The organism is Hymenobacter sp. HSC-4F20 (assembly GCF_019599275.1).
In the GTDB taxonomy this organism is placed as follows: Bacteria; Bacteroidota; Bacteroidia; order Cytophagales; family Hymenobacteraceae; genus Hymenobacter.
Genome location: NZ_JAHZTD010000001.1, coordinates 746,275 through 772,423 on the forward strand (window position 1 = coordinate 746,275; position 26,149 = coordinate 772,423).

The following is a 26,149-nucleotide window of genomic DNA, read 5'->3' on the forward strand; positions in this document are numbered from 1 at the left end:
GGCTAAGGTCGATTTGCTGCGCACCAGCTCGTTGCGGATATCACAAAAAAGCCGGCAGCTCCCCGTGAGGAACCGCCGGCTTATCTGATAAAAGCTGCGGAGGCTACTGGCCCTGAGCAGGAGCCGGCTGAGTAGCCGGCGCGGCCGAGGGAGCAGTGGCGGGAGCCCCAGCCGGAGCGCTGGGAGCCGTCGCGCCGGGTCCGGCCGGGGCTGGAGTAGCCGGAATGCGCGTTTCCAGAGCCTTTTGCTGGTTAATGCTACGGGCCGGACCAGCGGATGAAGCTCCTCCAATAACGTGGGTGCCCAGGCTAAGTACCATCAGGGCAATGGCAAAGCCCCAGGTTAATTTTTCCAGCAGGTCACCAGTGCGCTTTACACCCATAAGCTGGGCCGCGCCACCCGCGCCAAACTGGCTGGATATGCCGCCGCCCTTGGGGTTTTGGGCTAGTACTACCAGCGCCAGCAGCAAACAAATGAGAAGAATCAGGGCAATAAGAGCGTAGTACATCTACTCCGAAGGTTGTTGCAGTTGTTGAATTTGCTCGGCAAAGTACGCCTTTTTTTCCGGCTGGCGCTCCATCAGGCGCTCATATATTTCAATAGCTTTATCCTTCTTCCCCTGCTTTACCATGATTTTGGCCAGACTTTCGGATGCTAGAGCGGGCGCCACGCTAGTGCTGCGGGCCGACAAATCCGCTTGTTCCTCGGCGGGTAAGGGAGCCCCGGCGGGTGTTTTAATGCGGGGCTGGGTTTTCAGAAAGCGGTTGATCAGGTCCAGGGAAGAGGTAGCGGGCTTGGGCTGGTTGTTGCGGACGTAGGCCAGGAGTAAGGCATCGGGCTCGAAGAAAGTGTCGAGCGGCAAATCCAGCGTGTACCCATCGTGGGGCTGAAGGTCATACCCGAGGCGGCTACCGACACTTAGGGCATAGCCCAGGTCCTCATCGGCTCGAAACGGAGCGAGTGCGGGCTGGGGCGAAGCTACCGACGCCAGGGGGGGGAGCTCCGCCTCTTCTTCCAGGCCAGGCAGTTGATACCCGGAGGGCACCGGCAGCTCTGGCTCGGTAAAGCCAAATTCAAAACGGGAGATACCTGCTTCCACGGGCGGACGAATAGGCGGCGCAACGGCTGGCAGCAACTCGTCGGTGGGGGGAAGGAGGGCGGAGTTGGATGCCGTAGCTTCTATTACTTCGGTTGGCTCTGCCGAAAGCTCAGTGGCCGGTTTTTCCGGAGTGCCGTTGGGGAGCAGTGCCGGTGAATGGGGAGCAGTGGTAGGGGAAGCTTCGGCGGGTATTTCGTCGAGGAAAGGAGCTTCTGGCGAGGGCAACAGCAGTGGAGCGGCGGTTGCGGACGCCGCAGCCCCTTCCGCGAGAGGTGCCGCAATGGGCGCGGGTTCAGGCAGCCCCTCGGCTGGAGCAGCAGGGGCCAGCGCCATCTCTGCTTCGGGAGTAGATAAGGGGGCAACGTCGGCGGAAGACTCCTCCTCTGCCGCGGGCTGGGTTTCCGCAGCCGGTCCAAGGACCGAGGAAACTACCGGCTGCGAGGGAGGCGCGGTTGCGCTAACAACGACGGCCACGGCTGGCTCCGGGCTATCGGGGGCTGCTACGACTTCGCTTGGTAAGCTACGCTGCTCGAGTAGCTGCCGGAGCAGCTCTCGGTCGGCGGCGTAGGTAGCGGCGCGGCGCAGGCGCTGGCTGGCCAGCATACTGCCCCGGTCGTGGGCGGCCTTGGCCAGCAGCACGTGCGCCGTCTGGCAGTAGGGGAAGGTAGCCGCCAGCTGCTCCAACTCCCGGACTTCGGTGTCCGAGATTCTGTTAACATGGTCCAGAATGTGCAGGAGCGACGCGCGAGTCATACAGATAGAAACAGTGGAAGCCGGAAGGCGAATGGGCAGGTAGTGGATGCCCGCCGGCAGAGCAGGGTAGTAGTAGACGACTGAAGCCGCGCTGGTAGCGTAACCGTAGCAGGGCGGCTCCGGCCGCAAAACTCAACATTTTTAGGTTACCAGTTGGCCACCGACTTATTAAAGGCGTCGGTGATAATGTTGCGAAACAGGATGCGCAGGGCCGCTGGGTCGTTGTTGATGCTGGTAATGTCGCGGGTAGCGGGGAAAGGCTGGGTAGTTTGCAGAGTCTGCTCGAAGTCCTGCTTAGGATCTTTGGTATTCGTGAACTTCACCCGCACCTGAATCGTGAGCTGATTGGCTCCCGCCTGGTCTTGCCCGTTGGTGCTCTGAATAGCCGCCGGGGCGAAATCATAGGCAATGATTTCACCTTCAAACTGTAGGTCGCCCCCGCGCGGTACCAGCCGCAGGGTAGTGTTGCGCTGAAAGTAATCCTTGAAATCTTCGGTAAACCGCTGGGCCAGAAACGAGGGGCCGTTGTTGGCGTTGTTGGCGAAGGTGGCAATGGAAATAGTTTCTACATCCGGCTGGATGTTCGTGCCACTAAAGGAATACACCCCGCAGCCGCTGAGCAGAGGCAAGAGAAGTAGCAGCAGCAGGCCAACGCCCCAGTTACGCTTGTTCCAGATCATACTGCTTGAGTTTGCGGTAGAGCGTGCGCTCGGAAATTCCTAAGTCGTGGGCAGCGTACTTCCGCTTGTTGTTGTGCTTTTTAAGGGCTTTAATGATCATTTCCTTTTCCTTGGCCTCCAGGCTCAGCGTTTCCTCCTCTGTTTCGTGCGGAATGTCTTCCACCCGCTGGGCCTCCTCCTCGTAGTCGGCGGCATCGTCGTCCCCGGATAGGTCACGCGGATTCAGGATGTACTCCGCGGGGCTGTTTTCGGGGCCGGCCGGGCGCAGGGGCCGGGCCGGATTGCCGTCGTAAGGGGCCACGCTCACGTTGGTGAACAAGTGACTGTTCTGACGCAGCAGCTCCTGGGCCTCGTGGGGTCGCTGGCCGCCGGCCAGGTCCAGTACCAGCTTTTTCAGGTCAGTCATGTCGCGGCGCATATCGAAGAGAACCTTGTAGAGCAGGTCCCGCTCCGAATAGGCATTGCCGGCCCCGTCGGTGGCCGAGCCGGCCGCACTCACCAGCATGGGCAGGCGGCTGCTCTGGTCGGCGGGCAGGTAGTTGCGCAGGCGGCGGGCGTCCACTTCACGCTCTGTTTCCAGCACCGACATCTGCTCGGCCACGTTCTTGAGCTGGCGGATGTTGCCGGGGAAGCGGAAGCGCTGCAGCTCCTGCACGGCGTCTGGGGTCAGACTGATGGGCTTAACCCGGTAGCGGTCGGCAAAATCTGTAGCAAACTTTCTAAATAGTAAGTAGATATCATCGTTTCGCTCACGTAGTGGTGGAACTGCAATGGGTACCGTGTTCAGGCGATAATACAGGTCTTCGCGGAAGCGGCCCTCGCGCACGGCATCGAGCAGATTTACATTGGTAGCAGCCACCACGCGCACGTCAGTCTTCTGCACCTTCGAGGAGCCCACCCGGATGAACTCCCCATTTTCCAGCACGCGCAGCAGGCGGGCCTGGGTGCCCAGTGGCATCTCCCCAATTTCATCCAGGAAGATGGTGCCCCCATTGGTTACCTCAAAATAGCCTTTGCGGGCTTCCTGGGCGCCCGTAAACGAACCCTTCTCGTGGCCGAACAGCTCCGAGTCGATGGTGCCCTCGGGAATGGCCCCGCAGTTGATGGCAATAAACTGGCCGTGCTTGCGCGGGGATAAGGCGTGAATAATTTTGGAGAAGGACTCTTTGCCTGAGCCACTTTCGCCGGTAATCAGCACCGTCATGTCGGTGGGCGCTACCTGCGCTGCCACCTGAATGGCGTAGTTCAGCGACGGCGCGTTGCCGATAATGCCGAACCGCTGCTTAATAGATTGTATTTCGGAAGGAGTCAAGGTCGGGAGTTGGTTTTCGTGGGGTAGACGAAAAAGAGGGGTAGTTTATTTTGCGGGGCGTGGATAAACAGCGCATTCCGGGTCAGCCCGGCTGCGCTGACCGCACAAGTCAGTGGCTACCCAGGTACCCGTGGCCAGGAACAGAAGAATAAGGTAAGACCCAGCCTGACAGAAGCTTACACCATCTCGCCCAGTAGCGCGGCCCCTGTCGTGCCCGTCACCAGCACGTCAACGTAGTCGCCTTTCTGGGCGCCGCCGCGGGGGAAGATAACTACCTGGTTCTGGCTGTTGCGGCCACTGAGTTGCTCATCGGAGCGTTTGGAGCGGCCTTCTACCAGCACCCGGTGCACCCGGCCCACCATGCGGGCATAGCGGGCCCGGGCGTGCAGTTGCTGGCGGTCAATTACCTCCTGCAAACGGCGCTTCTTTACTTCCAGCGGAATATCATCTTCCAGCTTGCGGGCGGCCAGCGTGCCGGGGCGCTCCGAGTAGAAGAAGTTATAGCCCATATCATACTGCACGAAGTCGAGCAGGCTTAGGGTATCTTGGTGCTCTTCCTCGGTTTCGGAGCAGAAGCCCGAAATCATGTCGGTGCTGATGGCGCAGTCTTCGCCCAGAATGCGGCGAATAGCCTGCACGCGCTCCTCGTACCAGGGTCGGTCGTAGGTGCGGTTCATCAGTTTGAGAATGCGTGAGTTACCACTCTGAGCCGGTAGGTGGATATACTTGCAGATGTTCTCGTGCCGGGCCATGGTGTAGAGCACCTCATCGGTGATGTCCTTGGGGTGGGAGGTGGAGAAGCGCACCCGCAGTTGGGGGCTGATCAGGGCTACCCGCTCCAGCAGTTGGGCAAAGTTTACCTGTTCCAGGCCATCCTCTGAGGCCCACTTGTAGGAGTCCACGTTCTGGCCCAGCAGGGTCACTTCCTTATAGCCCTGGGCTACCAGGTCGCGGGCTTCCTGCACGATGCTGTGGGCGTCGCGGCTCCGCTCGCGGCCCCGGGTGAAGGGCACCACGCAGAAGGAGCACATGTTGTCGCAGCCGCGCATGATGCTGATAAAGGCTGTGATGCCGTTGCTATTCAGGCGCACGGGCGTGATGTCGGCGTAGGTTTCCTCCCGGCTCAGCAGCACATTCACGGCCTTCTGCCCACCATCTACCTGCTGAATCAGCTGGGGTAAGTCGCGGTAGGCATCGGGTCCTACCACCAGATCCACAAGCTTTTCCTCTTCCAGAAACTTGCTTTTCAGGCGCTCGGCCATGCAGCCCAGCACGCCCACCAGCAAGCCCGGGTTGCGCTTCTTATGCCCGTTGATCTGAGCCAAGCGCATGCGCACCGTCTGCTCCGCTTTCTCCCGAATAGAGCAGGTATTAAGCAGTACTAAGTCAGCGCCTTCCAGCTCCTCGGTTGTGTCAAAACCCTGCTCAAACAGGATGCTCGACACGATTTCGGAATCGGAGAAGTTCATCTGGCAGCCGTAGCTTTCAATGTAGAGCTTGCGGCTCCGGCCCGTGCGCGTAGCCGGATTCACGCGCACCTCACCCGAGGGCTCGTGCTCGTGGGTAATAGCGTCAACGGCGGGCGCGGGCAGGGTAGGCGTATCGAGAAAGTCGAGGGTAATTAGCGGTTGGGACATGGGAAAGGCCGTAACGGGCGTCAGCTTCACAGTTCAGAGAACGGCAAAGGTAACAGATTACTCCCTAAAATGACAGAATGGCAGAGGTGAGCAAGGCGGAAATTGTGAACCGGTGAGCAAATGCCCTACTTGCGTGATTTGGGCATCTGCTCACCGGTTCACAATTTCACTTGTAGCACTTCCAGCAGGGCCTGAGCTTTAAGCAGGCACTCGGCGTATTCCTGCTCCGGCACCGAGTCGTAAGTGATGGCCGAGCCAACCTGAAAGGAAAGGTAGCCGGTGTCTTGGCGGTACTGCAAACTGCGAATAACCACGTTGAAGTCGAAGTCGCCAGAGGGCAGGACGTAGCCGATGCTGCCGCTGTAGAGGCCCCGGCGGCTGTGCTCGTAGTGCTCAATCAACTGCATGGCCCGGATTTTAGGCGCGCCCGTCATCGAGCCCATGGGGAAAGTAGCGCGGAGAGTGTCCACTAGGCCAACCCCGGGGCGAAGTTGAGCCTGCACGGTGGAAATCATCTGCCAGACATGCCGGAACGGGTAGAGTCCGAACAGTTCCGGCACCTGTACGGTCCCGGGACGAGCCACGCGGGCCAGGTCATTGCGCACTAAATCCACAATCATCAGATTTTCAGCACGCTCCTTCTCATTATGGAGCAGAGTGTGACGCTGGTGCTCGTCGGCGGTGGGGGTAGCGCCCCGGCGGATGGTGCCCTTAATGGGCTGGGATAGCACCGTGGGGCCCTGCCGGCGCAGAAACCGCTCCGGCGAGGCGCATAGCAGAAAATGGTCGTGGTGGCGGAAAAATCCGGCAAAGGGCGTAGGTGAGGCAGCTTGTAGCTGCAGAAAGACTTCGACCGGCTGCAGCCGTACCGTGTCGGCATAAAACTCCTGACACAGGTTCAACTCGTACACTTCCCCATTCAGAATGTCTTCCTGGACCTGGCGCACGGCAGCCAGGTAGTCGGGGCGGGCCATGCGAGGCCGCAGGTCCGGAACGTCGGGCGCTGCCGCTGCCGGCAGCGGCAGCGCCCGAATCTGACGAAGTACCTCGGCTGGTTCGGGAGCGTTGATTTCCAGCCGGTCTTCGTGCCACTCCAGCCAGATAGTGGGGGTGAAAAAGTGCAGATCAGGCCAGGCCAAACCGGCGGGATTAGCGCTGTGCAGGGCCTCCAGTTCGTTTTTAAGGTCGTAGGTAAGAAAGCCACACCGGGGTGCGGCGCCCGCTTGGCCCGCCAGCCAAGTGTGCAGTTCGGACAGGGTGGTAGGGCCAGCCGGCACCTGTTCGGCCACGGCCAGCAGGCGCCGGAACGGGCCGCCGGGATAGGCTAAGTCGTTGGGTTCAAAGTAGGCACAGTGAGGGAGACCCGCCGCCCAATGCAGGGCACGGGCGCGGAAGTCGGCGGGAAGCTCGGCAAGAAGGAGGGTCAGCACAAGGCAAAGGTACTAGGGCCACGGTGGTCCGGCGCAGGGGCAGATGCCAGGAAGCGGGCAGAAACGATGCTAAGGGCGCGGCACTGCGGGGCTGGAGTTCGGGAAACGTACTTCCTTCTTTCGGCGGGCAGTTGCCTAATTTGCTGCCTGCTTCTGCCACCAGTCCGGTGCCGCAACCAGCTTGTATGCAGTTGGTTGTATGGGTAACTACCTCACTCCAACTCCCGCAGGGCCAGCTTCGCCTTGGTATCAGTGCTATTCTTGTATTCGTGCCGGGAATAGTTGAGGGCCTTCTGGAAGTACACTTTAGCCATGTTCTGCTGACCCTCCATCTGATACAAATACCCCAACTGCAGCGCTGACTGCGGCGCGAAGTAGTAGGGGGCGCTGCCGGCCAGAGCAATGGTGCGGGCGTAAAGCAGGCGGGCCGAGTCGGAGCGGCCGAGCAGCTGCCAGACCCGGGCGCGGCGGTAAGGCTCTTCCAGCCGGTCGCGCAGGGGGGTAGTGGGCGTGGCGCGGAAGCCGTTGAGTGAAACCAGCGCCTCGCGGTAGTAGCCCCCGTCGATTTGTAGGCGGGCACGGGTCAGGTACTGGTTTAGCGGCAGCTTGTCCTCGAAAAAGCGCTGAGCGTAGGTATCTTCTTCCAGCACAGTACGGCCGCCCGCCCCAATGCGGCGCCGATACTGCGCCGCCGCGGGAGCATCGCCGCCCAGCCAGGCCGCCAGGTACAGCTTAAAGTAGGCGTCTTTCCGGTAGTGCTGACCCTGATATTCCGCCAGGAACAGCTGATTGGCCCGCGCGGAAGCCGCGTATTGGCTTTGGTAGAGCAGCAGGTCGGCGGCCATGTGGTGCAGGTAGGGCAGGGGCAGGTAGCCTGGGCCGGAGGGCCGGGTGCGGTAGGCGGCCAGGGCAGCCTCGGTGTGGTGCTGCTTTTTAAGTTGGCTGATTAGTAGGTAGTTGAACAGAAGGTTGTCGGGCTGCTGGCGGCGCAGGGTTTCAATTAGGGCCAGGGCGGCTTCGGGCTGCTTGTAGTAGGTTTCCTCCAGCAGGGCCAGAATCAGGCGGGCTTCCAACTGAAAATCGTTGGGCTCGGTGGCGGCCCGGCGCAGATTGTGCAAACCGGCCTCGACGCTGCCCGGCAGCCCCAGCAGCTTCAGAAACCAGCGGTACGACTCGGGCAGGGACCCAATGAAGAACTGCATCATGCCCAGCGTTTTCCGCGCCGGCAGGAACTGGGGGTAGCGGCGCACTACTTGCTGCATCTGTTGGTAGCTCTGGCGCAGGCTCCAGGCCCCCTGCACCTCGTGCCCGAACACCACCTGCGCGGCCGCCTGGTGCAGCCGGATTTCTGCGCGAACATACTCCCGCAGCGCACCCGTTTCCGCCGATTTTTCCAGAGCCGTCAGTCGCCGGTCCTGCGCTTCCACAGTGGCCGCGTAGCGGCTGGCATCCTGGCTGATGAGCAACTCGGTAATGGCCAGGCAGTCTTGCACCAGGAGTGTGCCAGCCGCCGCAGGGGCTTCTTTCAGAAGTGCGCGCGCCGCGACGGGCCGCAGCTTTAGCACCTCGGCGTAGGCGCGGGCCTGGGGAACGGAGAGGCCTGGCCCGGCTAAGGTCTCGCGCCGAGGTTCGCGGAAGGAAGCACAGAGGAAAGCAGAAGAGAACAGCAGTAGCCAGAACAGGCTCTGCTTTCCTCTGCGCTTCCTCCTGCGAACCTCGGCGAGAAACTTCATTAGACAAAAAAAGAACGGCCCCGGAAAAGGCCGTTCTCTTCATAAAAGGGTAGTACCGCTTACGCGTTGCGGGCCTCTACGTCGGCCAGGACGCGGCCGCAGTGCTCACACACGATAATTTTTTTGTGGGCAATGATGTCGGCCTGGCGCTGGGGGGGTACCGTGTTGAAGCAGCCGCCGCAGGCGTCGCGCTTCACCGTTACCACGGCCAAACCGTTGCGCACGTTGCCCCGGATGCGCGTGTAAGCCGTTAGCAGACGGTCTTCTACGGGCTGCACAGCCGTGGAGCGCTCCTCCATAAGCTTTTTCTCATCGGCTTCGCTTTCGCTCACGATGGTTTCCAGCTCGGCCTTCTTATTGTCAAGGTCTTTCTTGCGCTCTTCCAGGCGCTGCTTGGTACCGCTGATTTCCGTGTTTTTCAGCTCAATCTGGTACTGCGCCTCTTTGATTTTCTTTTCCGAAATCTGGATTTCCAGCTTCTGCAACTCGATTTCCTTGGCAATGGCCTCGTACTCGCGGTTATTGCGCACGTTCTGCTGCTGATCTTCGTAGCGCTTAATCAGGCCATCGGCGTCTTTGGCGTTCTGCTTGCGCTGCTTGATCTGGTCGTTGAGGGCGGCAATTTCCTCATCGAATTTGCCTACGCGCACCTCGTACCCTGCAATTTCGTCCTCCAAGTCCCGAACTTCTTCGGGCAGGTCGCCGCGCACGCGCCGGATTTCGTCCAGTTGCGAGTCAATGCGCTGCAGGTTCAGAAGGGCTTCCAGCTTACTGGCAACGGGGGTTTCCGCGGAGGGATTAGAAATCATAACGGACGGGGTTGGTGAGGGTCTCAGCAATTAAGAGCGCAAAAGTACTTCCAAAGTTACCCATAAGCAAATCCCGGAAGATTTCCCCGGTAAACTGCTCGCTCTCAAAATGACCTACGTCGCAGAGCAGTAACCGGCCTTCAGAAGCGAAATATTCGTGGTATTTCAAGTCGCCGGTCACGTAGGCGTCGGCTCCGGCGGCGCGGGCTTTGCCAATGAGAAAACTACCGGCGCCACCGCACACGGCCACTTTTTTAATTGGCCCCTCGAACTCTGTATGCTTCACTACGGGCACGCCCAGGGCCTGCTTCAGCCGCTGCCGGAACTCGCGGGGGCTGAGGGCTTCGGGCAAGTCCCCGATCATGCCGGCCCCTACATCCTGGGTAGTGTTTTCGAGCCGGATGATTTCGTAGGCTACCTCTTCGTAGGGGTGCGCCTGACGCAGGGCCCGCAACGCGGTGTGCTGCAGATGCAGGGGTAGCAGTACTTCCACGCGCTCCTCGCGCACGGTTTCAGGTTTGTCCTGCCGGCCGATAAACGGGTCGGTGCCGGCGCCGGGGGTGAACGTGCCGGTGCCCTCGGTGCGGAAGCTGCACCCGGAGTAGTCGCCGACCTGACCCGCGCCAGCTCGGTAGAGAGCTTGCAATACTGCCTCCGTATGCGCGAGGGGAACATAAGTAATCAGCTTGGCCAGCAAACCGGGTTTGGGGTCGAGGATGCGCAGGTTGGTAAGACCCAGCTTGTCGGCCAGCTTGCGGTTTACGCCGTGGCGCACGTTGTCGAGGTTGGTGTGGGCGGCGTACAGGGCTACCTCGTGCCGGATGGCTTTGAGCAGCGTTTGCTCCACCTCGTTGGCCCCAGTCAGGCGCTTGAGGGGTTTGAAGATGAGTGGGTGGTGGGCTACCACTACGTTGCAGCCGCGGCGCACGGCCTCGTCTACTACGGCCGGCGTGCAGTCCAGGGCAATCAGGACCCCGCGCACTTCCATCTGCGGGTCGCCGCACTGCAGGCCGGCATTGTCGTAGGACTCCTGGTAGGCGAGGGGCGCGGCCCGCTCCAGCACGCGGGCAAGATCTTGAACGGTAGGCATCTATTCGTACGAAGCAGGTAAGGATGAGGAATGAAGAATGCGCCGGGCGTACGGTAGAAACGCCTAGGTACGGCGCATCGTTGAGCGGCGCCCGCGCTGTAACCATCGTGCACCACGAACCTTAGTTGATGGCGCTGACAATGAAGCGCAAATATGTAGCTTAATCATCCCCCCGTGCACTCCTCTATTGTTAGACTGAGTTAAGCACCTCCACGTAGCGCGCTACGTTTTCGGCCAGGGCGCGGCGCTTGTACTGCATCAGAAATCTAGGATGGTCGAGGATATGAAGCTGGTCGAAGAGGTGTAACTCCTCGTTGAGCCGGGTGAAGTACTGGCCATTACGGCGGCCCAGGCAGATGGCCGCGTGCCGGGCAAGCCCCACCTCGGTGGTTTGGCGAAGCACGGCCTCCTGAATGCTGGGCCACAGGGCTGCCGTGACGGCCGACGAATCGTAGAAATTGTAGTTCAGCCCCTCACGCAGCAGTACCAGGGGGTAGAGCGAGCCGAGAAAGAAGCGCTGATAAAAAGCCTGGGGGCCGCCCATGGCCTGCACCACTGCCTGCACAAACTCGCTGGACGGCTCCCGGCGGCGCGGTAGCGTGTTTTCGATGCCCCAAGCGGCCAAAGCCACGGGGTCGGTGAAGGCTACGCCGGTGCGGCCGTTGCCTAGGCGGCCGGGGTTGATGCCCAGCAGGGCCACCCGCGGCTGCTCACCCTGGTAGTAGCGCTGGGCAAACTGGGTAAACAAGGCCCGAGGCGTTGGCTCCTGGTAGGGGCTGTAGGCCTGCACATTCTCGGGCAAGGGCGGGGGGAGAGGAAATTCGGTCAGGAAGCGCGTCAGACGGTTGGCAAAAGACATACGCAAGCAGTACGTGGTGCCCCGTTGTACGGCGGCGCGGCGCATACGGCTGCCGTAGCGGGCGAGGAGGTGCCGCTACGGCAGCCGCACCCGGATGATAGCCACATCATCGGTCGGAACCAGACCCGCAGCATTTTTCAGCCGGCGAACCTTGATGTTGAGCATTTCGGCACGCTCGGTTAGTTCTTCGTCGACCAGCAGCCGGTGGGCTACCGGCTGCTGGTCGGAGCGGTGGCGGGCTAAAAGCTGTCGATGCCGTCCGTGGCCAGGCTAATATCCCGGCAGGCAACTACATGCAAGTACTGTTGCTACCGAGCGTACCACGTATCGAAGTCTTCACCTAGATGATAGGCCAGATAATCGGGCCGGTTTAGCCGCTCGAAGCGTATAAGCTCACCGTTTACGGCCACCGCCGCGAGGCCGAGCGCCAGCAGCACGGCCTCGCGGCGGGCCGTGTCCAGCAATAGGACAACCAGCGTGGTAAGTAGCTCGGTTGTGGTGAGCAGGAGCTGATTGCTCATATCTCGAAACCCCTGGAATACGCTTGCTACTAGAAGCCTGAGTTCTGCCGGCAAGGGCAACGGAGCGGCCCGGAGCTGGTATAGCGCCTGGTAGTGGTACTCCTGTACCGCTTTACGGAGCAGCTTGGCCCCGAGCGTAGCGGCGAAGTGGCTGTCCTGGCCCATGCTGCACTCGTCCAGCGCGGCGCAGACGAGCTTGTGCTCTCCCAGCGGTAGCACTACCTTGAAATCTTCGCAAAAATCAACGTGATACTCTCCCCGTTGTAGGAACTGATAAATTATCATCGGGAGCAGGGCTTTCCAGCGGGGGCTGCTGCGGCAACATCGGGTAGGAGACTAAGCCGGAAAGCGGCCCAATAGTCGGCATTTACCGCTGTTTCTGCCAAAAAACCGTGGCCTGGGCCCTCATTATAGGCCGGGACGCCCTCGTAAGCTGTCAGCAACCCGTTATTTTTGCGCCTCTGTTATCCTCTTCTCGCCCGATGCCAGCTTTGCTTACCCTGTTGCTTGCCCCGTTTAGCTGGCTGTACGCCGGCGTTATGGCGGTGCGCAACTGGCTTTACGAAACGGGGCGCCGGCCTGCTACTTATTTCGAAGAGGTGCCGGTACTGAACGTGGGCAACCTGCGGGTAGGCGGCACGGGCAAAACCCCCCACGTAGCCTGGCTGGTGGCCTGGCTGCAGGCCCAAGGCCAGCGGCCCGCCCTGCTGAGCCGGGGCTACGGCCGCCGCACCCGCGGATACCGCCGCGCTACCCCCGCGGATACCGCCGCTACCATCGGCGACGAGCCCCTGCAGCAACTGCGTCACTTCGGGGGGGGCGTTCCGGTGGTCGTAAGCGAGGACCGGGTCAGCGGCATTCAGCGCCTGCTCCGGGAGGAGCCCGCCACTACCGCCGTGGTGCTCGATGATGCCTACCAGCACCGGCGTGTGCGGGCCGCCTGTACCATTCTGCTCACGGAGCAGGAGCGCCCGTTTTACGAGGATTTCGTGCTGCCCGCCGGCCGCCTGCGCGAAAGCCGCGCCGGTGCCGCCCGGGCCGATATTATCATCGTGACGAAGTGCACGCCCCAATTGTCGGCTACCATCCGGCAGGAAATTACGCGCCGCATTCGGCGCTACGCCCGCCCCGCCGCGCCAGTGCTTTTCTCCTGCTACAGGTACGGCCTGCCAGTGCCTGTGACGCCGGGAGCCAGCCCCATTCCAGGGTCCGAAGTGGTGCTGCTCACGGGCATTGCCCGGCCCGAGCCGCTGCTGGAACACCTGCGGGCGGTAGGCTACCGGGTAGCCCACCACGCCCGCTTCCCCGACCACCACACCTTTGCGGCTTCCGAGCTGCAGCAGCTGGCCGCACAATTACGGCCCGGCCAGAGCGTTTTCACCACGCAAAAGGATGCGGCCCGGCTGCTGGAGCCCACACTGGCGGACAGTTTGGCCGCCATGCCCGTATTTTACATTCCCATTGACGTTCAGTTTCTGGCCGGGGGCGAAGTCCGCCTGGCCGAGCTGCTGACTCCGTACTTTCAGCCCCACGCTGTTGTCTGACCCACTACTGATTTCGTTGTTACCGGGCCCGGTGGCCCGCATTTTCGGAGCTTCGCCGGCGCGCTGCCGGGTACGTCGGCCGGTCCGCGCGGGGCTGGCTGCGGCCGTCTTGGCCAGCGCCAGCCTGCTGCCGGGCACCGGCCATGCCCAGGTGCTGGACGATTCGACCAAAGTGCGCTACGGGGCCCACACAACCTTTATCCTGCGGGAGGCCGATATATTCCGGGGCGATACGCTGGGCCGCATGGTGGATACTACCCTCACGCGCCTGCCCCAAACCCGCTACTGGGTCCACGACAGCACTTACCAGCAGGACTTAGGTAATTTCGGGACGGCCTCGCGCCGCTTGCTCTGGGAGCCGAACCTGCAGCTGGGCGCGCGCCTGGGCCGCAACGTCTTTGACCGGTATGTGCGCGACGCGGCTACCGTTCCGTACTACGACACCCGCTCACCCTACACCTTCTTCCGCTTTTTCCAGGGCAACCCCTACGAGCAGGTGTTTGAGCTGTCCTACGCCCGTAGCATTAAGAAGGCTTTCAACGTGGGCTTTGCCTACGAGCGGTTCGGCTCCAACAAGTACCTGGGCGTTTCCAATACCCAGACGGGGCAGGTGGAGCACAGCAATTTCCTGTTCTTCGTGCGCTACCAGTCGCCCAATGACCGTTACCATGCCGTGGCCAACTTCAGCACGGCCCGGCACCGGGTGGCCGAGCAAGGTGGTATTCTGCCGCTGGCTACCGATACTCTGGAGGGAGGCAATGGCAAAATCGACTTGTCGAAGCTCTTTGACTACGAGCGGGAACAGGTGCGCCTGCGCCGGGCCATCAACCGCGACTCCCGCGACCGGGTGCGCCTGGCCCATACCTACCGCCTGCTCGGCCGGGGCCTGACCGTGTTTCACATTCTGGACTGGAGCCGGCAGCTCAATAAGTACACCGACGACCAACTGACGACCACGGCCACGGCCAGCGCGCCGCTATTCTACCCCGCGTTCCGGTTGAGCACAGCCCAGACCGATGAGCGGGCCGAGTTCCGGCAGCTGGAAAACACGGTGGGCGTAATGGGCAACAGCAACACAGTTGAATACCGCCTCTATGGCCGCCAGCGTACGTACTCGCTGGTCACCCGGGCCGCCTTCGGACAGCCCGCTGTGGTGCGCGAGGCCCTGCCCGACCGGGCTGGCAATCAGCTGTTTCTGGGCGGCACGGCGGCATTCCGCTACCGGCAGTTCGCCATCGAAACGGCCGGGGAGCTGCGCCCGGCCATCAACATCAAGGACAGCGAGTACTGGGGCCGGGGCAGCGCCCGGCTAGGGCCATTGAGCGGGGAGGTGCTGGTGGCCAGCTACGCGCCCACCCTCACCCAACAGGAGTTCTACGGCAACCACTACCGCTGGGGCCAGCGCGCCGATAGCGCTGACTACCAGCTTCCTTACATCACGGGTTTCCGCAATACCAAGGTGCAGCAGCTGAAGGTGCGCGCCGCCCGGCAACTGGGCCAGCACTACCTGGACGTCACGGGCACCCTGGCCAACATCGTGGATTTGGTGTATTTCAACCAGCAGGCTCTGCCGGCCCAGCGCGGGCAGGCCCAGCAGCTCACCAGCCTCACGGTGCGCTACCGCACGCACGTGGGCTCTATTTTCTGGGAAAACCAGGCGACTTACACGCTAGGGGCCGAGGACGACAAGCAGGGCATCCGGGTACCCACGCTGGTCGGCGACGCCCGCCTCTACTACCAGGGCTACGTGTTCAAAAAGGCCTTGCTGACGCAAGTTGGCGTGCAGGGGTACTTTCAGTCGCGGTGGAAGGCCTACGACTACAGCCCCAGTACCCAGCAGTTCTACCTCCAGGATCACTTCACCATCCGGAACACACCGCTGGTGGACGTGTTCCTGAGCGGCGACATTAAAACCGTGGGCGTGTTCCTGAAAATGGCTTACGTCAACCAGTTCCTACCTCAGTCGGGCTACTACACCACGCCTTACTACGTGGGTATGCCCCGCCGCTTCCAGTTTGGCATTCGGTGGCAATTCTTTAATTGAATCTGTGAAGTAGTGCAAAGTGAAGTGGCGGAGTAGCCCCATTCTGCCCTTCACAATTTCACCCTTTTCCTCTTCACTACTTGAAAGCATGAAAGAGAAAACCATTCTGAAACTGAAGCTGAACTCCGACCCACGCTGGGTGGATATTGCCAGCAAGAACATCGTCGATATTTTAGTGGACCACGCTTACTGCGAACAGAAGGCGGCCAGCACCGGTATTTCTCTCATTGTGAAATACCCCGAAAAAACGCGCTTGGTGGAAGAGCTGACGGCCCTTGTGGCCGAGGAGTGGGAGCATTTTACGCGGGTGCTGCAGGAGCTGCGTAAGCGCGGCCACGAGTTGGGCCGTCCGCGGCGCGACGAGTACGTGGTGCAGCTGATGAGCCATGTACGCAAGGGTGGTGCCCGGGAGCGGCAGTTGATGGATCAGCTGCTAGTAAGCGCTCTGATAGAAGCACGTAGCTGCGAGCGGTTCAAGCTGCTCTGGAAGCACATCCCCGATCCTGAGTTAAGTCAGTTCTACTACGAGCTGATGGTTTCCGAAGCCGGTCATTTTGTGAGTTACGTGGACCTGGCCAAGGAGTACTGCAATGCCGCGGAGGTAGATGCCCGCCTGCAGGAGCTGCTTAAAATTGAGGGCGAGATTGTCACCAATCTGCCCGTCCGCGACGACCGGATGCACTAGCCGCCAGGTAAAAAAGCAGATGGATTCTCATTCAATTCTTGCGGTAGCGCTAGGAGTCATATATTAGGCTCCTGAACTCTACCTGTCAGCGGATGAAAATCCTTCTCTTTCTTTTCCTATTGCTTGCCCCGGGTTGGGCATTGGCACAAACAACCGCACCTGCTGCCGCCAGCGTCAATTTCTGCGGCCTCGACCTACCGTTGCCAGCTAACTGTTCCGCGGACTCCAAGTACTCGGTCCGCAGCCCCGAGTACCAGATGACCTGGATGTATCTGGATTACGGAATGCTGCGCACCTTTCCCGAGCAGTTTGTGCAGCAAATTCAGAAGAAGCACAAGCACACCGAGCGTCAGCCCCTGGAAGGGTTTATTCTGGATGCGCCCGCCAAAGGATTTCGCCTGAGCTACCCTACCGAGGGGGGAGGTATGGCCTACGAGCTGATTGCCTACGGAGTAGCTAAGGGCCAGCCGGTGATGGTTCAGCTGACGCTGGCTACGGATCCGGATAAAACGGCCGATTTGCCGGAACTGCCCCGGCAGGTGCTGCGCTTAACCAAGTAAGGGCAGCACCTGCCGAGGTAGGTGCTTACGAGCGGGCGTCGGCCGGAGGGCTTTGCGAAGCCAGCAGGCCGGCCGGTACCGACAGCTCGCCGGTGTGCGGGTCGAGCAAGCCGTTGCGCTCATCCTCAATGTTGGTGGCCTGAGTATACACGTCGCCGGCAATGGGACGCTTGCGCAACTCCAGCTTGAACTGCCTGATCCGCTCGGTGCGCTCCTCGGAGCCCTGGGGTCCGCCGTAGTCAGCAAAGCCAAATCCGCCCCACTCGCTGACTATCAGGGGTTTTTGCCGACCGTAGAAGAACGGGTCACCAATAACCAAGGGTAGCACTGCTACGTTGTCCAAGTCGCCCTGCACCATGCGGTCCAGCAGCTCGGCCCAGCGCTCCAGCTCCGGCGTATATACGTGGGCCGTCAGTAGGTCCGATTTCAGCCGGCCCTCCTGGGAAATATGCTGCCACCCATCGTTATCCACCACCAAGAACTGCGGGTGGTTGATGTGCATGTAGTGATACATGTCAACGATATAACGGCGGGTCTTGGGATTGGTGGCAATGTCCTGAGCGCCCCAGTCCTCGTTGTAGAGGCTCCAGATAACCACCGAGGGGTGCGACTCAATCAGGGCTAGCATGCGCAGCAGCTCGGCCTTATGGTTTTCCCGGCTTTTGGTGGTGGAAGAGTGAGGGCTGGGCACTTCTACCCATAGCAGCAGCCCTAGCTCATCGGCCAGGTTGTAAATGCGCGGGTCGACGCCGGCAATGTGCACCCGTACCAGGTTGCAGCCCAGGGCCTGCATAGCGTGCATGTGACGCTGCATCTCCTCATAGGTAGCCGTACCGGGCTGGTAGAGAATACCGTCGAGGTAAATGGGCTCGTTATTGAGGTACACGTACGTGCCGCGCGACTCAATTTTGCGAAGCCCAAAGTGAGTTTCAATTTCGGCAGAATAACCCTCACTATCAACAAGCTGCGCCACAAGGCGGTACAGGTTGGGTGAGCCGGGTGCCCAGAGCTTGGCCCCAGCCAGTTCCATTACCACCCGCTGCTGCCGCTGCCCGGCTTCCAGACGCAGGGAAAAGTCGGCGGTGGCCAGGGGCTGGGGCGTGGGAGCTACCCTATCGAACACCTGCAGGCGCAGGGTGTAGAGGCCAGGGTCGTGAATGCGGGTTGTGAGGTTGAAGCGCACCATCTGATCCTCAATGATGCTGTCGACGCCCACCCGGGAGCGGAGCCGGTTGCGTTCCACCATTTCCAGCCACACGCTTCGCACGGCCCCTGTATAGGTCTGGTACCAGATGCCGCCGCGCTTGTATACGTGCGACTCCTGCTTGCCCCGGGGCGTTTCCGCATCCATAGTGTCTACAATGCGCACGGTCAGGCGGTTAACGGGCCGCAGGTGCTCTTCACGCAACTCAAAGGAGAAGGAGGTGTACTCGCCGTAGTGGACTTCCTCACCCTCAATAGTTTTGAGTAGAAACCCATTCAGCCACACCCGGGTTTCGTAGCCGCAGGCCCCAAACGTGAGTTGAAACAAGGAGTGTGTCCCAGCGTCGCCGCGCTCGGGGAGGGCGAATTCCCGCTCGTACCACACCACCACTTTGTCTTGCCACTGCGGAGCCTGGGGTTGATCCTGGGCCATGTGTTCCTCTACCGAGCCGGGCCAGTGGGCCGTTCGCTCGTAGGGATGGGCCAAGTACCAGCCGTCGCGCAATCCGGTGTCGTCGGGGTCCAGGGCAAAGCGCCATTCCCCATCCAGCAGCAAGTAATTATTGGAACGAAGAACGGCGCGGGGCAGGGGGTTGGCCGTCCGGACGTCGTTCTGGCTAGTTGAAAAACCATAGTTAGAGGCAGACGAAGGCATAACAGCAAGGTTGGTGTGAACTGCTACAAACGAGTTTGGGGCCGGGCCGGATACCTCGCCTGGCAGATAAAAGGCAAAAAAGCTCCGCAGCAACTATGTTGGCGGAGCTTTTACTGCTGAAAATCAGAGGGGTAGCTGCGGAGGTGGCTTAGGTTTTTTGCTTCTTCTTTTTGGCCGCCGGGAACAGTACGTTATTGAGAATGAGCCGGTAGCCCGGCGAGTTGGGGTGCAGGGCCAGGTCGGTGGGTTCTTCTTCCACGAAGTGCTGGTAATCCTCGGGGTCATGGCCGCCGTAAAATGTCCAAGTGCCCTTGCCCAGCGTGCCGTGCATGTAGCGCACCTCGCCCGAGGCCTTGTTGTCACCCATTACCACCACGTCGGGCTTGATCAGCGACTTACGGAAGGCCGTGGTTTGGCCCATAAACCCTTTGATGGTGCGCTCGTGGTCCTGGGTGAGCATGGTGGGTACGGGGTCGTACTTAGCCGAGAAGGTGAAGAGCTGGAAGTAGTCGTTGTCTTCGTAAACGCGCCGCTCGCGCGGGTCCATGTCAATGTCGGAGTACTCGTATTCCAGCGGGTCGCGCACCAGGTGGAAGTTCTGGAAGGCCAGGGTACGGTTGAAGTTCAGCTTGGACTGCGCGGCTGGGTCGGCCGGGTCTCCGTCGTACATACCTTCTACCATGTCCACGCCCAGGCCGGCCAGGGCAATGTCGTAGGAGTCGGTGGCCGAGCACATGGCAAACTGAAAGCCGCCGCCGGCAATGAACTCCTGCATTTTCACCACCACGGCCGCTTTCATCAGGCTTACTTTGCTAAAGCCGTTGCGCTTGGCCGTGGCTTCCGACTCGCGCTGCTGCTGCTGATACCAGGGGCGGCTGCTGTAGTTGCGGTAAAACTTGCCGTACTGGCCCGTGAAGTCTTCGTGGTGCAGGTGCAGCCAGTCGTACTTAGGCAGGTCGCCGCGCAGTACTTCGTCGTCGTAAATCTGAGTGTAAGGAATTTCGGCGTAGGTCAGCACCAGGGTTACGGCATCGTCCCAGGGTTGCTTGCCTTTGGGCGTGTACACTGCAATCTTGGGCACCTTCTCCAGCTTCATCACGTCCATGTTGGCGTTCGGGTCAGCTATTTCGGAGAGGATGCTGGTGTACTGGGCCTCGCTGATTACCTGATAAGTGATGCCGCGTACGGCCATTTCGTTTTCGGCGCCGGGAGTTACCGCACACGCAAACGAGCCGCCGCGGTAATTCAGGAGCCAGTCCACCTCCACCTGCTTGCCCAGCAGCCAATAGGCCACCCCGTAGGCTTTCAGATGCTCCTTCTGGGTGTTATCCATCGGGATGAAGATATGGTTGGCCCAGGCCGCAGCCGGCTGCAGCGCGACCGTAGCCAGCAGCAGAAGTAAGGCGAACAGACGAGAAAAAGTCATACGAAACAGGCAAAGGGTGGAGCTTTCGGGAGCAGGCTGCTACCCCTGGCAAGGCTACAAACCAAAGCAAGGGCCGGAATCTGTGGAACCCGAAAAATCCGGCTACATCCGTGATTCTAAAGGTAACAAATGGCAGCGGGAGTTTACACGAAACCCCTTACCTTGCGAGACCGGGCGCATCTGCCCACGCACTCCAGAAGGCCAGATTAACTGGCCTGAGTTCTGCGCACCGCGTCTACTTGTTGCCTGCCCTATGCATCTGCTGGAAAACATCAAAGAGGCTTTTCGTTCCATCAACAGCAACCTGCTGCGTACCATCCTCACGGCCCTTATTGTGAGCATTGGCATTATGTCGTTGGTAGGCATCCTGACGGCCATTGATGTAATGAAGTACTCGCTGAACCAGACGTTTGCCAGTCTTGGGGCTAACTCCTTTGAAATGAAGGCGAAGGGCTATGCCAACCGTTCTCGAAGGGGCGGGGTGAAGGGCAAGGTGTATCCGCCAATTAGCCTGCTGCAAGCTAAAAAGTACAAGGAAACCTTGGGCGACGAAGCGCAGGTAGGAGTATCGGCATTCATTTCCGGGGTTACCGAAGTCAAGGCGAACGGGCAGAAAACGAATCCCAACATTCAGGTAGTGGCCGGCGACGAAAACTACCTGCGTATTCAAAGCTATAACCTCGGCATTGGGCGTACTTTCTCGCCGCTGGAATTAAATAACGGAGCCAACGTAGCCATTATTGGCTCCGAGGTGAAAGACAAGCTCTACCCCACGGAAAGCGTCCTGAGCAAATACGTGTACCTGATGGGCCGCCGGTTTATGGTGGTGGGCGTGCTGGAGAAAAGTGGAAGTAGCGGCCAGGGCGGCGGTGCCGACCGACTGGTACTGATTCCACTGGAAACCGGCAACCAGCTACCCCGCCAGCGTGAGCTAACCTTCGACGTGAAAACGGCCACCTCCGACCCCAACCAGCTGACTTATCTCACGGGCCAGGCCACCGGCATTATGCGCGCCGTGCGCCACGATGCCCTGGGCCAGGAAGACAGCTTCGAGGTGGAGCGCTCCGACTCCATGGCCGCCAAGCTCGATGAGCTTTCGGGGGGCTTGAAAATTGGCGGGTTTCTGGTGGGCTTTATTACCCTGCTCGGGGCCAGCATTGCCCTCATGAATATCATGATGGTATCGGTGACGGAGCGCACCCGGGAAATCGGAATTCGAAAGGCGCTGGGCGCTACCTCCCTGCAAATCCGCCAGCAGTTCCTGATCGAAGCCATTGTCATTTGTGTGATGGGCGGGCTGCTGGGCATTGTACTCGGGGTAGGGGGCGGCAACCTGCTCACGGTATTTATGGAGCAAGGGGGCTTCATTGTACCTTGGCTCTGGATGTCGTTGGGGTTGCTGATTTGTATCACCGTTGGGCTGGCTTCGGGCTACTACCCCGCCAGCAAAGCCGCTGCCCTGGACCCCATCGAGTCTTTGCGCTTCGAGTAAAATTCGCCTTTGGGTTGGGTGCGGCCAATGAAACGGCTTGTCATGTTATGCCTGGACTTGCTCGGAAGCAGGATAAGGGCAGAAGCTCAGGCTCTAGCCCGTGGGCAGGCCCGGGTATTCGCTGGCCCTACTACCGGCGAAGCGGAGCGCTTCCAGGTACCGCAGGTCTGGCTGCCCGATGCTACCGTAGCCCGGCGTATTAATCGGCAGCTACTAGGCTACGTCACTAGCTATAGCAGCGCGGTAGATAAACCGCCAGTCCGCGCCGGCAACTGGCCCAGGTTGCGCGGGAGTGCTGCTCTGATAAAGACCGAAAAACCTGGTGGGGTGAGGGCAACGGCCTGACTGGCCTTGCCTATGGAGTGCTGCTCAACCAGAAGTATTTGCTCTCGCTGGAATTTCGCCAGGGGTACCAGGGGTTTGAGCAGCCCGATACCAACCACCTGACGTTCGAGCTGCGCACCGGCCGTTTGCTCACCTTGGCTGATGTAGTAGCCGACTCGTCCGCTCAGCTGGGCCGGCGGCTGCAAGCTGCCCTTAGCCGCCGCCTACGCGACAACCTGGCTGACGTAGCCGCCACCTACGGCGATTCTACGCAGCTTGCCCATGTGGCTGGGGGTGAGTGGTACGACAATGAAGACTAGAGCCCTACCCCTAAGCGCAGGCTACACCTCGATACAGCCGACAGGGCCAAAGCTAGCGTCACAGACTTTGCCCTGTGCCCCGATGTGCTACTACCATTCCACTACGTAAGTATAGCGCGCTATAATTTCGAGTTCTTGCCCGGTGAAACGTACGTATTTCCCTTTGCCAACCTCCAGCTGCGGCCCCTGCTACAGCCCGTAGCAAAAGCCAAGAAAGAAAAATAGCAGAGCGTCATAGTAATAAGATGTACGCTGCTTTGTATACATTTGCGAAATAAATCATTTGGGCAAATGGCAAATACGGAAACAGTTGGGCAACGATTTGTAGCGTTGATTTCTCATTTGGGCATAAGTAAAAATGCCTTTGCTGCATCCCTAGACAAAACCGCTACGGTTATCCAACATCTTGTGGATGAACGGAATAAACCTGGTTTTGACCTTTTATGTAAAGTATTCGAAGTTTATCCAAGTGTTTCAAAGGGTTGGTTGTTACAAGGTATCGGGCCTATGCTGATTGAAGAAGATTCCACCTCCGCTCAGCTAAGTTCACCGCCCAGCAGCCCGGCTCCCCATCATGAAAGAGTAGCTAATACTCTAGCTGCTGCCACGGTTGCTACCTCTGCAGCAGCCCCAGCAATTGCGGCTGCTCCCGTTGCTATGCCTGCTGCAGTACCAGCAGCATCTCCTGAGCCGGTTGCAGCACCAACGCCGGCCCCTTCTAATTCTGGAGCAGCTGATGTGCCTAGCCAAGTAGCCGCCGAAATGCCCACCCCGATTGCCAGCCCACTATCCCCAAATGCTTCAGTACCCAGCGTGGCTCCCGCTGCCCCAGCGGCTGATACCAGCTGGCAAACTGCTCTGTACACCCAGCAAATGGCTCATCAACTGGCTCTAGCCGAGCTGCGCAATCAACATTTGCAGGAACAGCAGCGCCTGATGCAACAGATGATGGACTTGATGCAGCGGCAGCTCACCCGCTAATAGTATTCTGCAGAATTCACAAAAAACCGCCCCGATAGATCTATCGAGGCGGTTTTTTCATTTGGTAAATAGCGCTAGCCGCTTAGTGCTGAAACACTTCAATGCCTACCTCTTCGGCTTCCATGAGATTCTGAGGATTCACGGAGGTCAGACGTAGCCGTTTCATTTCTCCTACCAGCAGTGGATCATATTTCGCCGTGACGCGGATGTAATTGGGCGTAAAGCCTTCCATTTGGCCATTCGTCACGTCATCCTCGAAAAGCACCTGCGTTTCGGCGCCTACGTGCTGCTCGTAGAAGTAGCGCTTTTTCTTTTCCGAAAGGCCGCGCAACTGGGTGGTACGCTCATGGCGGTGGCGGTCCTGCACCCGGCCGGGCAGGGTAGGAGCCAGTGTATTTTCGCGCTCCGAGTACGGAAATACGTGCAGGTAACTAACATCCAGCTCGTTTAAGAACTGGTAGGTTTCCAGAAAATCCGCTTCCGTTTCGCCGGGGAAGCCCACAATAACATCAACGCCAATGCAGGCGTGGGGCATCACTTCCTTGATCAGAGCGACGCGCTCCTGGTACAGCTCGCGGCGGTAGCGGCGGCGCATCAGGCCCAGAATCTTGTTGGAGCCCGACTGCAGTGGGATGTGGAAGTGGGGCATAAACCGCTTCGACCGGGCCACGAAGCGGATAATCTCGTCTGAGAGCAGGTTCGGCTCGCACGAGCTGATGCGGAACCGCTCGATGCCTTCCACTTCATCGAGGGCGCGCACCAGGTCATAGAAATTTTCTTTCCGCTCCCGCTCTGGACCCTGCAGGCCAAAGTCGCCGAGGTTAACGCCCGTCAGCACAATTTCCTTGACGCCGGTTTCGGCCAGCTTTTCTACCCGCTCCACCACGCTCTGTACCGAGTTAGAGCGGCTCTTGCCCCGGGCCAGCGGAATGGTGCAGAACGAGCAGGAATAGTCGCAGCCGTCCTGCACTTTCAGGAAGGTGCGGGTCCGGTCGCCGTAGCTGTGGGCCGCGTGAAACTCGGTGGCTTCCGAAATCGGGGAGGCAAACACCTGGCCCGGCTGCCCGGCGGCAGGCTTCTGGAAACCCGCCAGGGTTTCTACCAGCTGAAACTTCTCGGCGGCGCCCAGCACGGCGTGCACCCCCGGAATTTCGGCAATTTCCTGGGGCTTAAGCTGGGCGTAACAGCCCACAATGGCCACAAAAGCCTCGGGGTTGTGCTTTAGCGCTTCCTTCACCACCTTACGGCACTTGCGGTCGGCGTGGTCCGTAACGGAGCAGGTATTAATGACGTAGATGTCGGCCGCCTCCTCGAAGGCCGCTTTCACGAAGCCGTGCTCCTCAAACTGCCGACCAATGGCCGAGGTTTCGGAGAAGTTGAGCTTGCAGCCCAACGTATAAAAGGCAACTTTTCTGGTTTCCATAAGCAAGACCACAAAGATACTAGGTAGGGTTGGATAGCGCATAGCAAGGCCGGAGAAAGGCCCTACCCCAAGAGTAGGTAGGAAACCTGCTTTTTCCCCGCTAGCCCCACAGGAAATAAGCAGACAAGTATCGGCTGCGTTGCGTTCTTGTGTATGCAAAGTTGATCGGTGTGCGCTCCGTCAGCTTTCAGGTTGCGGAGGTCGAATTTTGGTTACATTTTTCAGGCAAAATTCCCTCGTAGAGCTTCCTTGTGGCTTACTTGCCGGATGCCTGCACCCCGCTCCATTCTCGCCCTACTACCCGCTACCCCCAACCACGCCCAGGACCTGCCTATTATGCAGCCGCTGCCCTCGGAGCGGCTGCCGGCTCTGGATCCGTTTCTGCTGCTGCATCATATCGGGCCGGTGACGTTTGAGCCCTACAACGATGGGCTCCCGTTTGGGCCGCATCCGCACCGCGGCTTCGAAACCGTGACCCTGGTGCTGGAAGGTGAGGTCGAGCACCAGGACAGCCGCGGCAATTATGGTACGGTGGGGGCAGGGGGTGTGCAATGGATGACGGCTGCCCGCGGCATTATTCACGCCGAAAACCTGCCGGCCGATTTGCGCCGCCGTGGAGGCCGGCTGGAGCTGCTGCAGTTGTGGCTAAACCTGCCAGCCGCCCGCAAAATGGAACAGCCCGCCTACCACAACCTGCCTGCCGAACGCCTCCCGCTACTACAACCAGCAGAAGGCGTCCAACTCACGGTCGTTGCCGGCGAGTGGAGCGGCGTCCGGGGGCCGGTGCCTTCCTTACTGCCCGGTTTGCGGCTGGCTTTCCTGCGCCTGGCCCCAACCGCCAGCTACACTACCCTCATCGGCCCTTCGGAAACCGTGCTGTGCTACGTAGTGCGGGGCGAGGTAGTGCTGCAAAATCAGCCGGTATCTGCTCAGACGCTGGTAGAGTTTGCGGCCGAAGGAGAAGAAATTACCTTTTGTGCCTCCTCCGACGTGGTGGTGCTACTGGCGGCTGCCCCTCCGCTCCGCGAGCCGGTGGTGCAGCAGGGGCCCTACGTCATGAACACGACTACTCAGGTAATGGAAGCCATGCGCGACTATGCCCTGGGCCGGATGGGCGTATTTATTCCCTACTACCCCGGCTAAGTGGCAAAGCCCTGCTGCTGGGCTCTGCGTTGGCGCACCCAGCAGCTCCGGCTGCTTTATCTGCCAGTAGGGAGCCGCTCCCGAATCAGCTGCATGAGCTCCGGCAAATCAAGCTGCCGGAGCTGCTGGGCCGATAGAAATACCTGCCACGGAGTCGGCTCGGCTTCGCGCCAGAATATGGCGGGCAAGGCTTCGGAGGCCAAAGCAGGGTAGTGTTGTCGGAGTTCGTTGCGGTGCAGGAAGGAGGTGCGAGCCGGCAGATTTTTAAGAAAGGCGCGCCACTCCGGCCGCATACTCACCGCTCCGTACGTAACAGCGCACAAGGAACAGGAGTACGTAGCCGGGGCCAGCGTTTTATGCAAGGTGTCTAGCAGGGCATTGCCCAGGCCAGAGTCGGCGTTATACACAAATAACAACTCACTCATG

Annotated in this window: 23 protein-coding genes; 8 read left to right on the forward strand and 15 right to left on the reverse strand. The window is 60.0% G+C overall.

Annotation, left to right across the window (positions count from 1 at the left end):
- Positions 1-103: 103 nt before the first annotated feature.
- The 11 genes from secG to K3G63_RS03195 all read right to left on the reverse strand — a co-directional run bounded on the left by secG (position 104) and on the right by K3G63_RS03195 (position 12,208).
- A complete protein-coding gene (secG, locus tag K3G63_RS03145; RefSeq protein WP_220612629.1) occupies positions 104-508 on the reverse strand; it encodes a preprotein translocase subunit SecG in 405 nt (134 codons plus the stop codon).
- On the reverse strand, positions 509-1,852 hold the full coding sequence (locus tag K3G63_RS03150; protein ID WP_220612630.1) for a hypothetical protein: 1,344 nt from the start codon (positions 1,850-1,852) through the stop codon (positions 509-511).
- 146 nt (positions 1,853-1,998) lie between these two features.
- Complete coding sequence (locus K3G63_RS03155; RefSeq protein ID WP_259404243.1) at positions 1,999-2,532, reverse strand: LptE family protein; 534 nt, start codon at positions 2,530-2,532, stop codon at positions 1,999-2,001.
- Complete coding sequence (locus K3G63_RS03160) at positions 2,513-3,844, reverse strand: sigma-54-dependent Fis family transcriptional regulator (protein ID WP_220612631.1); 1,332 nt, start codon at positions 3,842-3,844, stop codon at positions 2,513-2,515. The genes K3G63_RS03155 and K3G63_RS03160 overlap by 20 nt, the downstream gene beginning before the upstream one ends.
- Before the next feature lie 176 nt (positions 3,845-4,020).
- Positions 4,021-5,481 carry a tRNA (N6-isopentenyl adenosine(37)-C2)-methylthiotransferase MiaB gene (gene miaB / locus K3G63_RS03165; protein WP_220612632.1) on the reverse strand — a complete coding sequence of 487 codons (1,461 nt, stop codon included), beginning with the start codon at positions 5,479-5,481 and terminating at the stop codon, positions 4,021-4,023.
- A 158-nt stretch (positions 5,482-5,639) separates the two neighbouring features.
- Positions 5,640-6,911, reverse strand: a complete 1,272-nt coding sequence (gene pabB / locus K3G63_RS03170; protein ID WP_220612633.1) for an aminodeoxychorismate synthase component I — start codon at positions 6,909-6,911, stop codon at positions 5,640-5,642.
- Positions 6,912-7,123: 212 nt separating this feature from the next.
- Positions 7,124-8,644 (reverse strand): DUF3808 domain-containing protein, encoded by a 1,521-nt coding sequence (locus tag K3G63_RS03175; protein WP_220612634.1) that lies wholly within the window; start codon positions 8,642-8,644, stop codon positions 7,124-7,126.
- 59 nt (positions 8,645-8,703) lie between these two features.
- Positions 8,704-9,453 (reverse strand): zinc ribbon domain-containing protein, encoded by a 750-nt coding sequence (locus K3G63_RS03180; protein ID WP_220612635.1) that lies wholly within the window; start codon positions 9,451-9,453, stop codon positions 8,704-8,706.
- Positions 9,443-10,543 (reverse strand): Nif3-like dinuclear metal center hexameric protein, encoded by a 1,101-nt coding sequence (locus K3G63_RS03185; protein ID WP_220612636.1) that lies wholly within the window; start codon positions 10,541-10,543, stop codon positions 9,443-9,445. Before K3G63_RS03185 ends, K3G63_RS03180 begins: the two co-directional genes overlap by 11 nt.
- 190 nt (positions 10,544-10,733) lie before the next feature.
- The gene (locus tag K3G63_RS03190) at positions 10,734-11,402 is read right to left on the reverse strand and encodes a uracil-DNA glycosylase family protein (RefSeq protein WP_220612637.1); all 669 of its coding nucleotides are present in this window, start codon (positions 11,400-11,402) and stop codon (positions 10,734-10,736) included.
- 308 nt (positions 11,403-11,710) lie between these two features.
- Positions 11,711-12,208: a hypothetical protein gene (locus K3G63_RS03195; RefSeq protein ID WP_220612638.1), complete on the reverse strand. Its 498-nt coding sequence runs from the start codon at positions 12,206-12,208 to the stop codon at positions 11,711-11,713.
- Positions 12,209-12,405: 197 nt separating this feature from the next.
- Between K3G63_RS03195 and lpxK the strand changes: the two genes are divergently transcribed.
- The 4 genes from lpxK (at position 12,406) to K3G63_RS03215 (ending at position 16,756) form a co-directional block, all read left to right on the forward strand.
- Positions 12,406-13,467 carry a tetraacyldisaccharide 4'-kinase gene (gene lpxK, locus K3G63_RS03200; protein WP_220612639.1) on the forward strand — a complete coding sequence of 354 codons (1,062 nt, stop codon included), beginning with the start codon at positions 12,406-12,408 and terminating at the stop codon, positions 13,465-13,467.
- Positions 13,460-15,511 (forward strand): putative porin, encoded by a 2,052-nt coding sequence (locus K3G63_RS03205; protein ID WP_220612640.1) that lies wholly within the window; start codon positions 13,460-13,462, stop codon positions 15,509-15,511. The genes lpxK and K3G63_RS03205 overlap by 8 nt, the downstream gene beginning before the upstream one ends.
- 88 nt (positions 15,512-15,599) lie before the next feature.
- On the forward strand, positions 15,600-16,196 hold the full coding sequence (locus K3G63_RS03210; RefSeq protein WP_220612641.1) for a tRNA-(ms[2]io[6]A)-hydroxylase: 597 nt from the start codon (positions 15,600-15,602) through the stop codon (positions 16,194-16,196).
- Positions 16,197-16,336: 140 nt separating this feature from the next.
- Positions 16,337-16,756, forward strand: coding sequence for a hypothetical protein (locus tag K3G63_RS03215; RefSeq protein WP_220612642.1), 420 nt, complete (start codon positions 16,337-16,339; stop codon positions 16,754-16,756).
- A 25-nt stretch (positions 16,757-16,781) separates the two neighbouring features.
- Here the strand turns inward: K3G63_RS03215 and K3G63_RS03220 are convergent, their stop codons facing one another.
- Together K3G63_RS03220 and K3G63_RS03225 are read right to left on the reverse strand one after the other, a co-directional pair.
- Positions 16,782-18,614, reverse strand: coding sequence for a glycoside hydrolase family 2 protein (locus K3G63_RS03220; protein ID WP_220612643.1), 1,833 nt, complete (start codon positions 18,612-18,614; stop codon positions 16,782-16,784).
- Between the two features lie 148 nt (positions 18,615-18,762).
- A complete protein-coding gene (locus K3G63_RS03225; protein WP_220612644.1) occupies positions 18,763-20,040 on the reverse strand; it encodes an asparagine synthetase B in 1,278 nt (425 codons plus the stop codon).
- Positions 20,041-20,293: 253 nt separating this feature from the next.
- Here K3G63_RS03225 and K3G63_RS03230 point away from each other — a divergent pair, with 253 nt between their 5' ends.
- From K3G63_RS03230 to K3G63_RS03240, 3 genes are all read left to right on the forward strand, one after another.
- Complete coding sequence (locus K3G63_RS03230; protein WP_220612645.1) at positions 20,294-21,532, forward strand: ABC transporter permease; 1,239 nt, start codon at positions 20,294-20,296, stop codon at positions 21,530-21,532.
- A 362-nt stretch (positions 21,533-21,894) separates the two neighbouring features.
- Positions 21,895-22,176, forward strand: a complete 282-nt coding sequence (locus K3G63_RS03235; RefSeq protein WP_220612646.1) for a hypothetical protein — start codon at positions 21,895-21,897, stop codon at positions 22,174-22,176.
- A 267-nt stretch (positions 22,177-22,443) separates the two neighbouring features.
- Complete coding sequence (locus K3G63_RS03240; RefSeq protein ID WP_220612647.1) at positions 22,444-23,157, forward strand: hypothetical protein; 714 nt, start codon at positions 22,444-22,446, stop codon at positions 23,155-23,157.
- 82 nt (positions 23,158-23,239) lie between these two features.
- Here K3G63_RS03240 and mtaB read toward each other — a convergent pair whose 3' ends face one another.
- Positions 23,240-24,580 carry a tRNA (N(6)-L-threonylcarbamoyladenosine(37)-C(2))-methylthiotransferase MtaB gene (gene mtaB, locus K3G63_RS03245; protein ID WP_259404244.1) on the reverse strand — a complete coding sequence of 447 codons (1,341 nt, stop codon included), beginning with the start codon at positions 24,578-24,580 and terminating at the stop codon, positions 23,240-23,242.
- Positions 24,581-24,847: 267 nt separating this feature from the next.
- Between mtaB and K3G63_RS03250 the strand changes: the two genes are divergently transcribed.
- Positions 24,848-25,723, forward strand: coding sequence for a pirin family protein (locus K3G63_RS03250; RefSeq protein ID WP_220612649.1), 876 nt, complete (start codon positions 24,848-24,850; stop codon positions 25,721-25,723).
- Positions 25,724-25,779: 56 nt separating this feature from the next.
- On the opposite strand, the gene K3G63_RS03255 is transcribed toward K3G63_RS03250, so the two are convergent.
- Positions 25,780-26,148 carry a hypothetical protein gene (locus K3G63_RS03255; RefSeq protein WP_220612650.1) on the reverse strand — a complete coding sequence of 123 codons (369 nt, stop codon included), beginning with the start codon at positions 26,146-26,148 and terminating at the stop codon, positions 25,780-25,782.
- Between the last annotated feature and the right edge of the window lies 1 nt (position 26,149).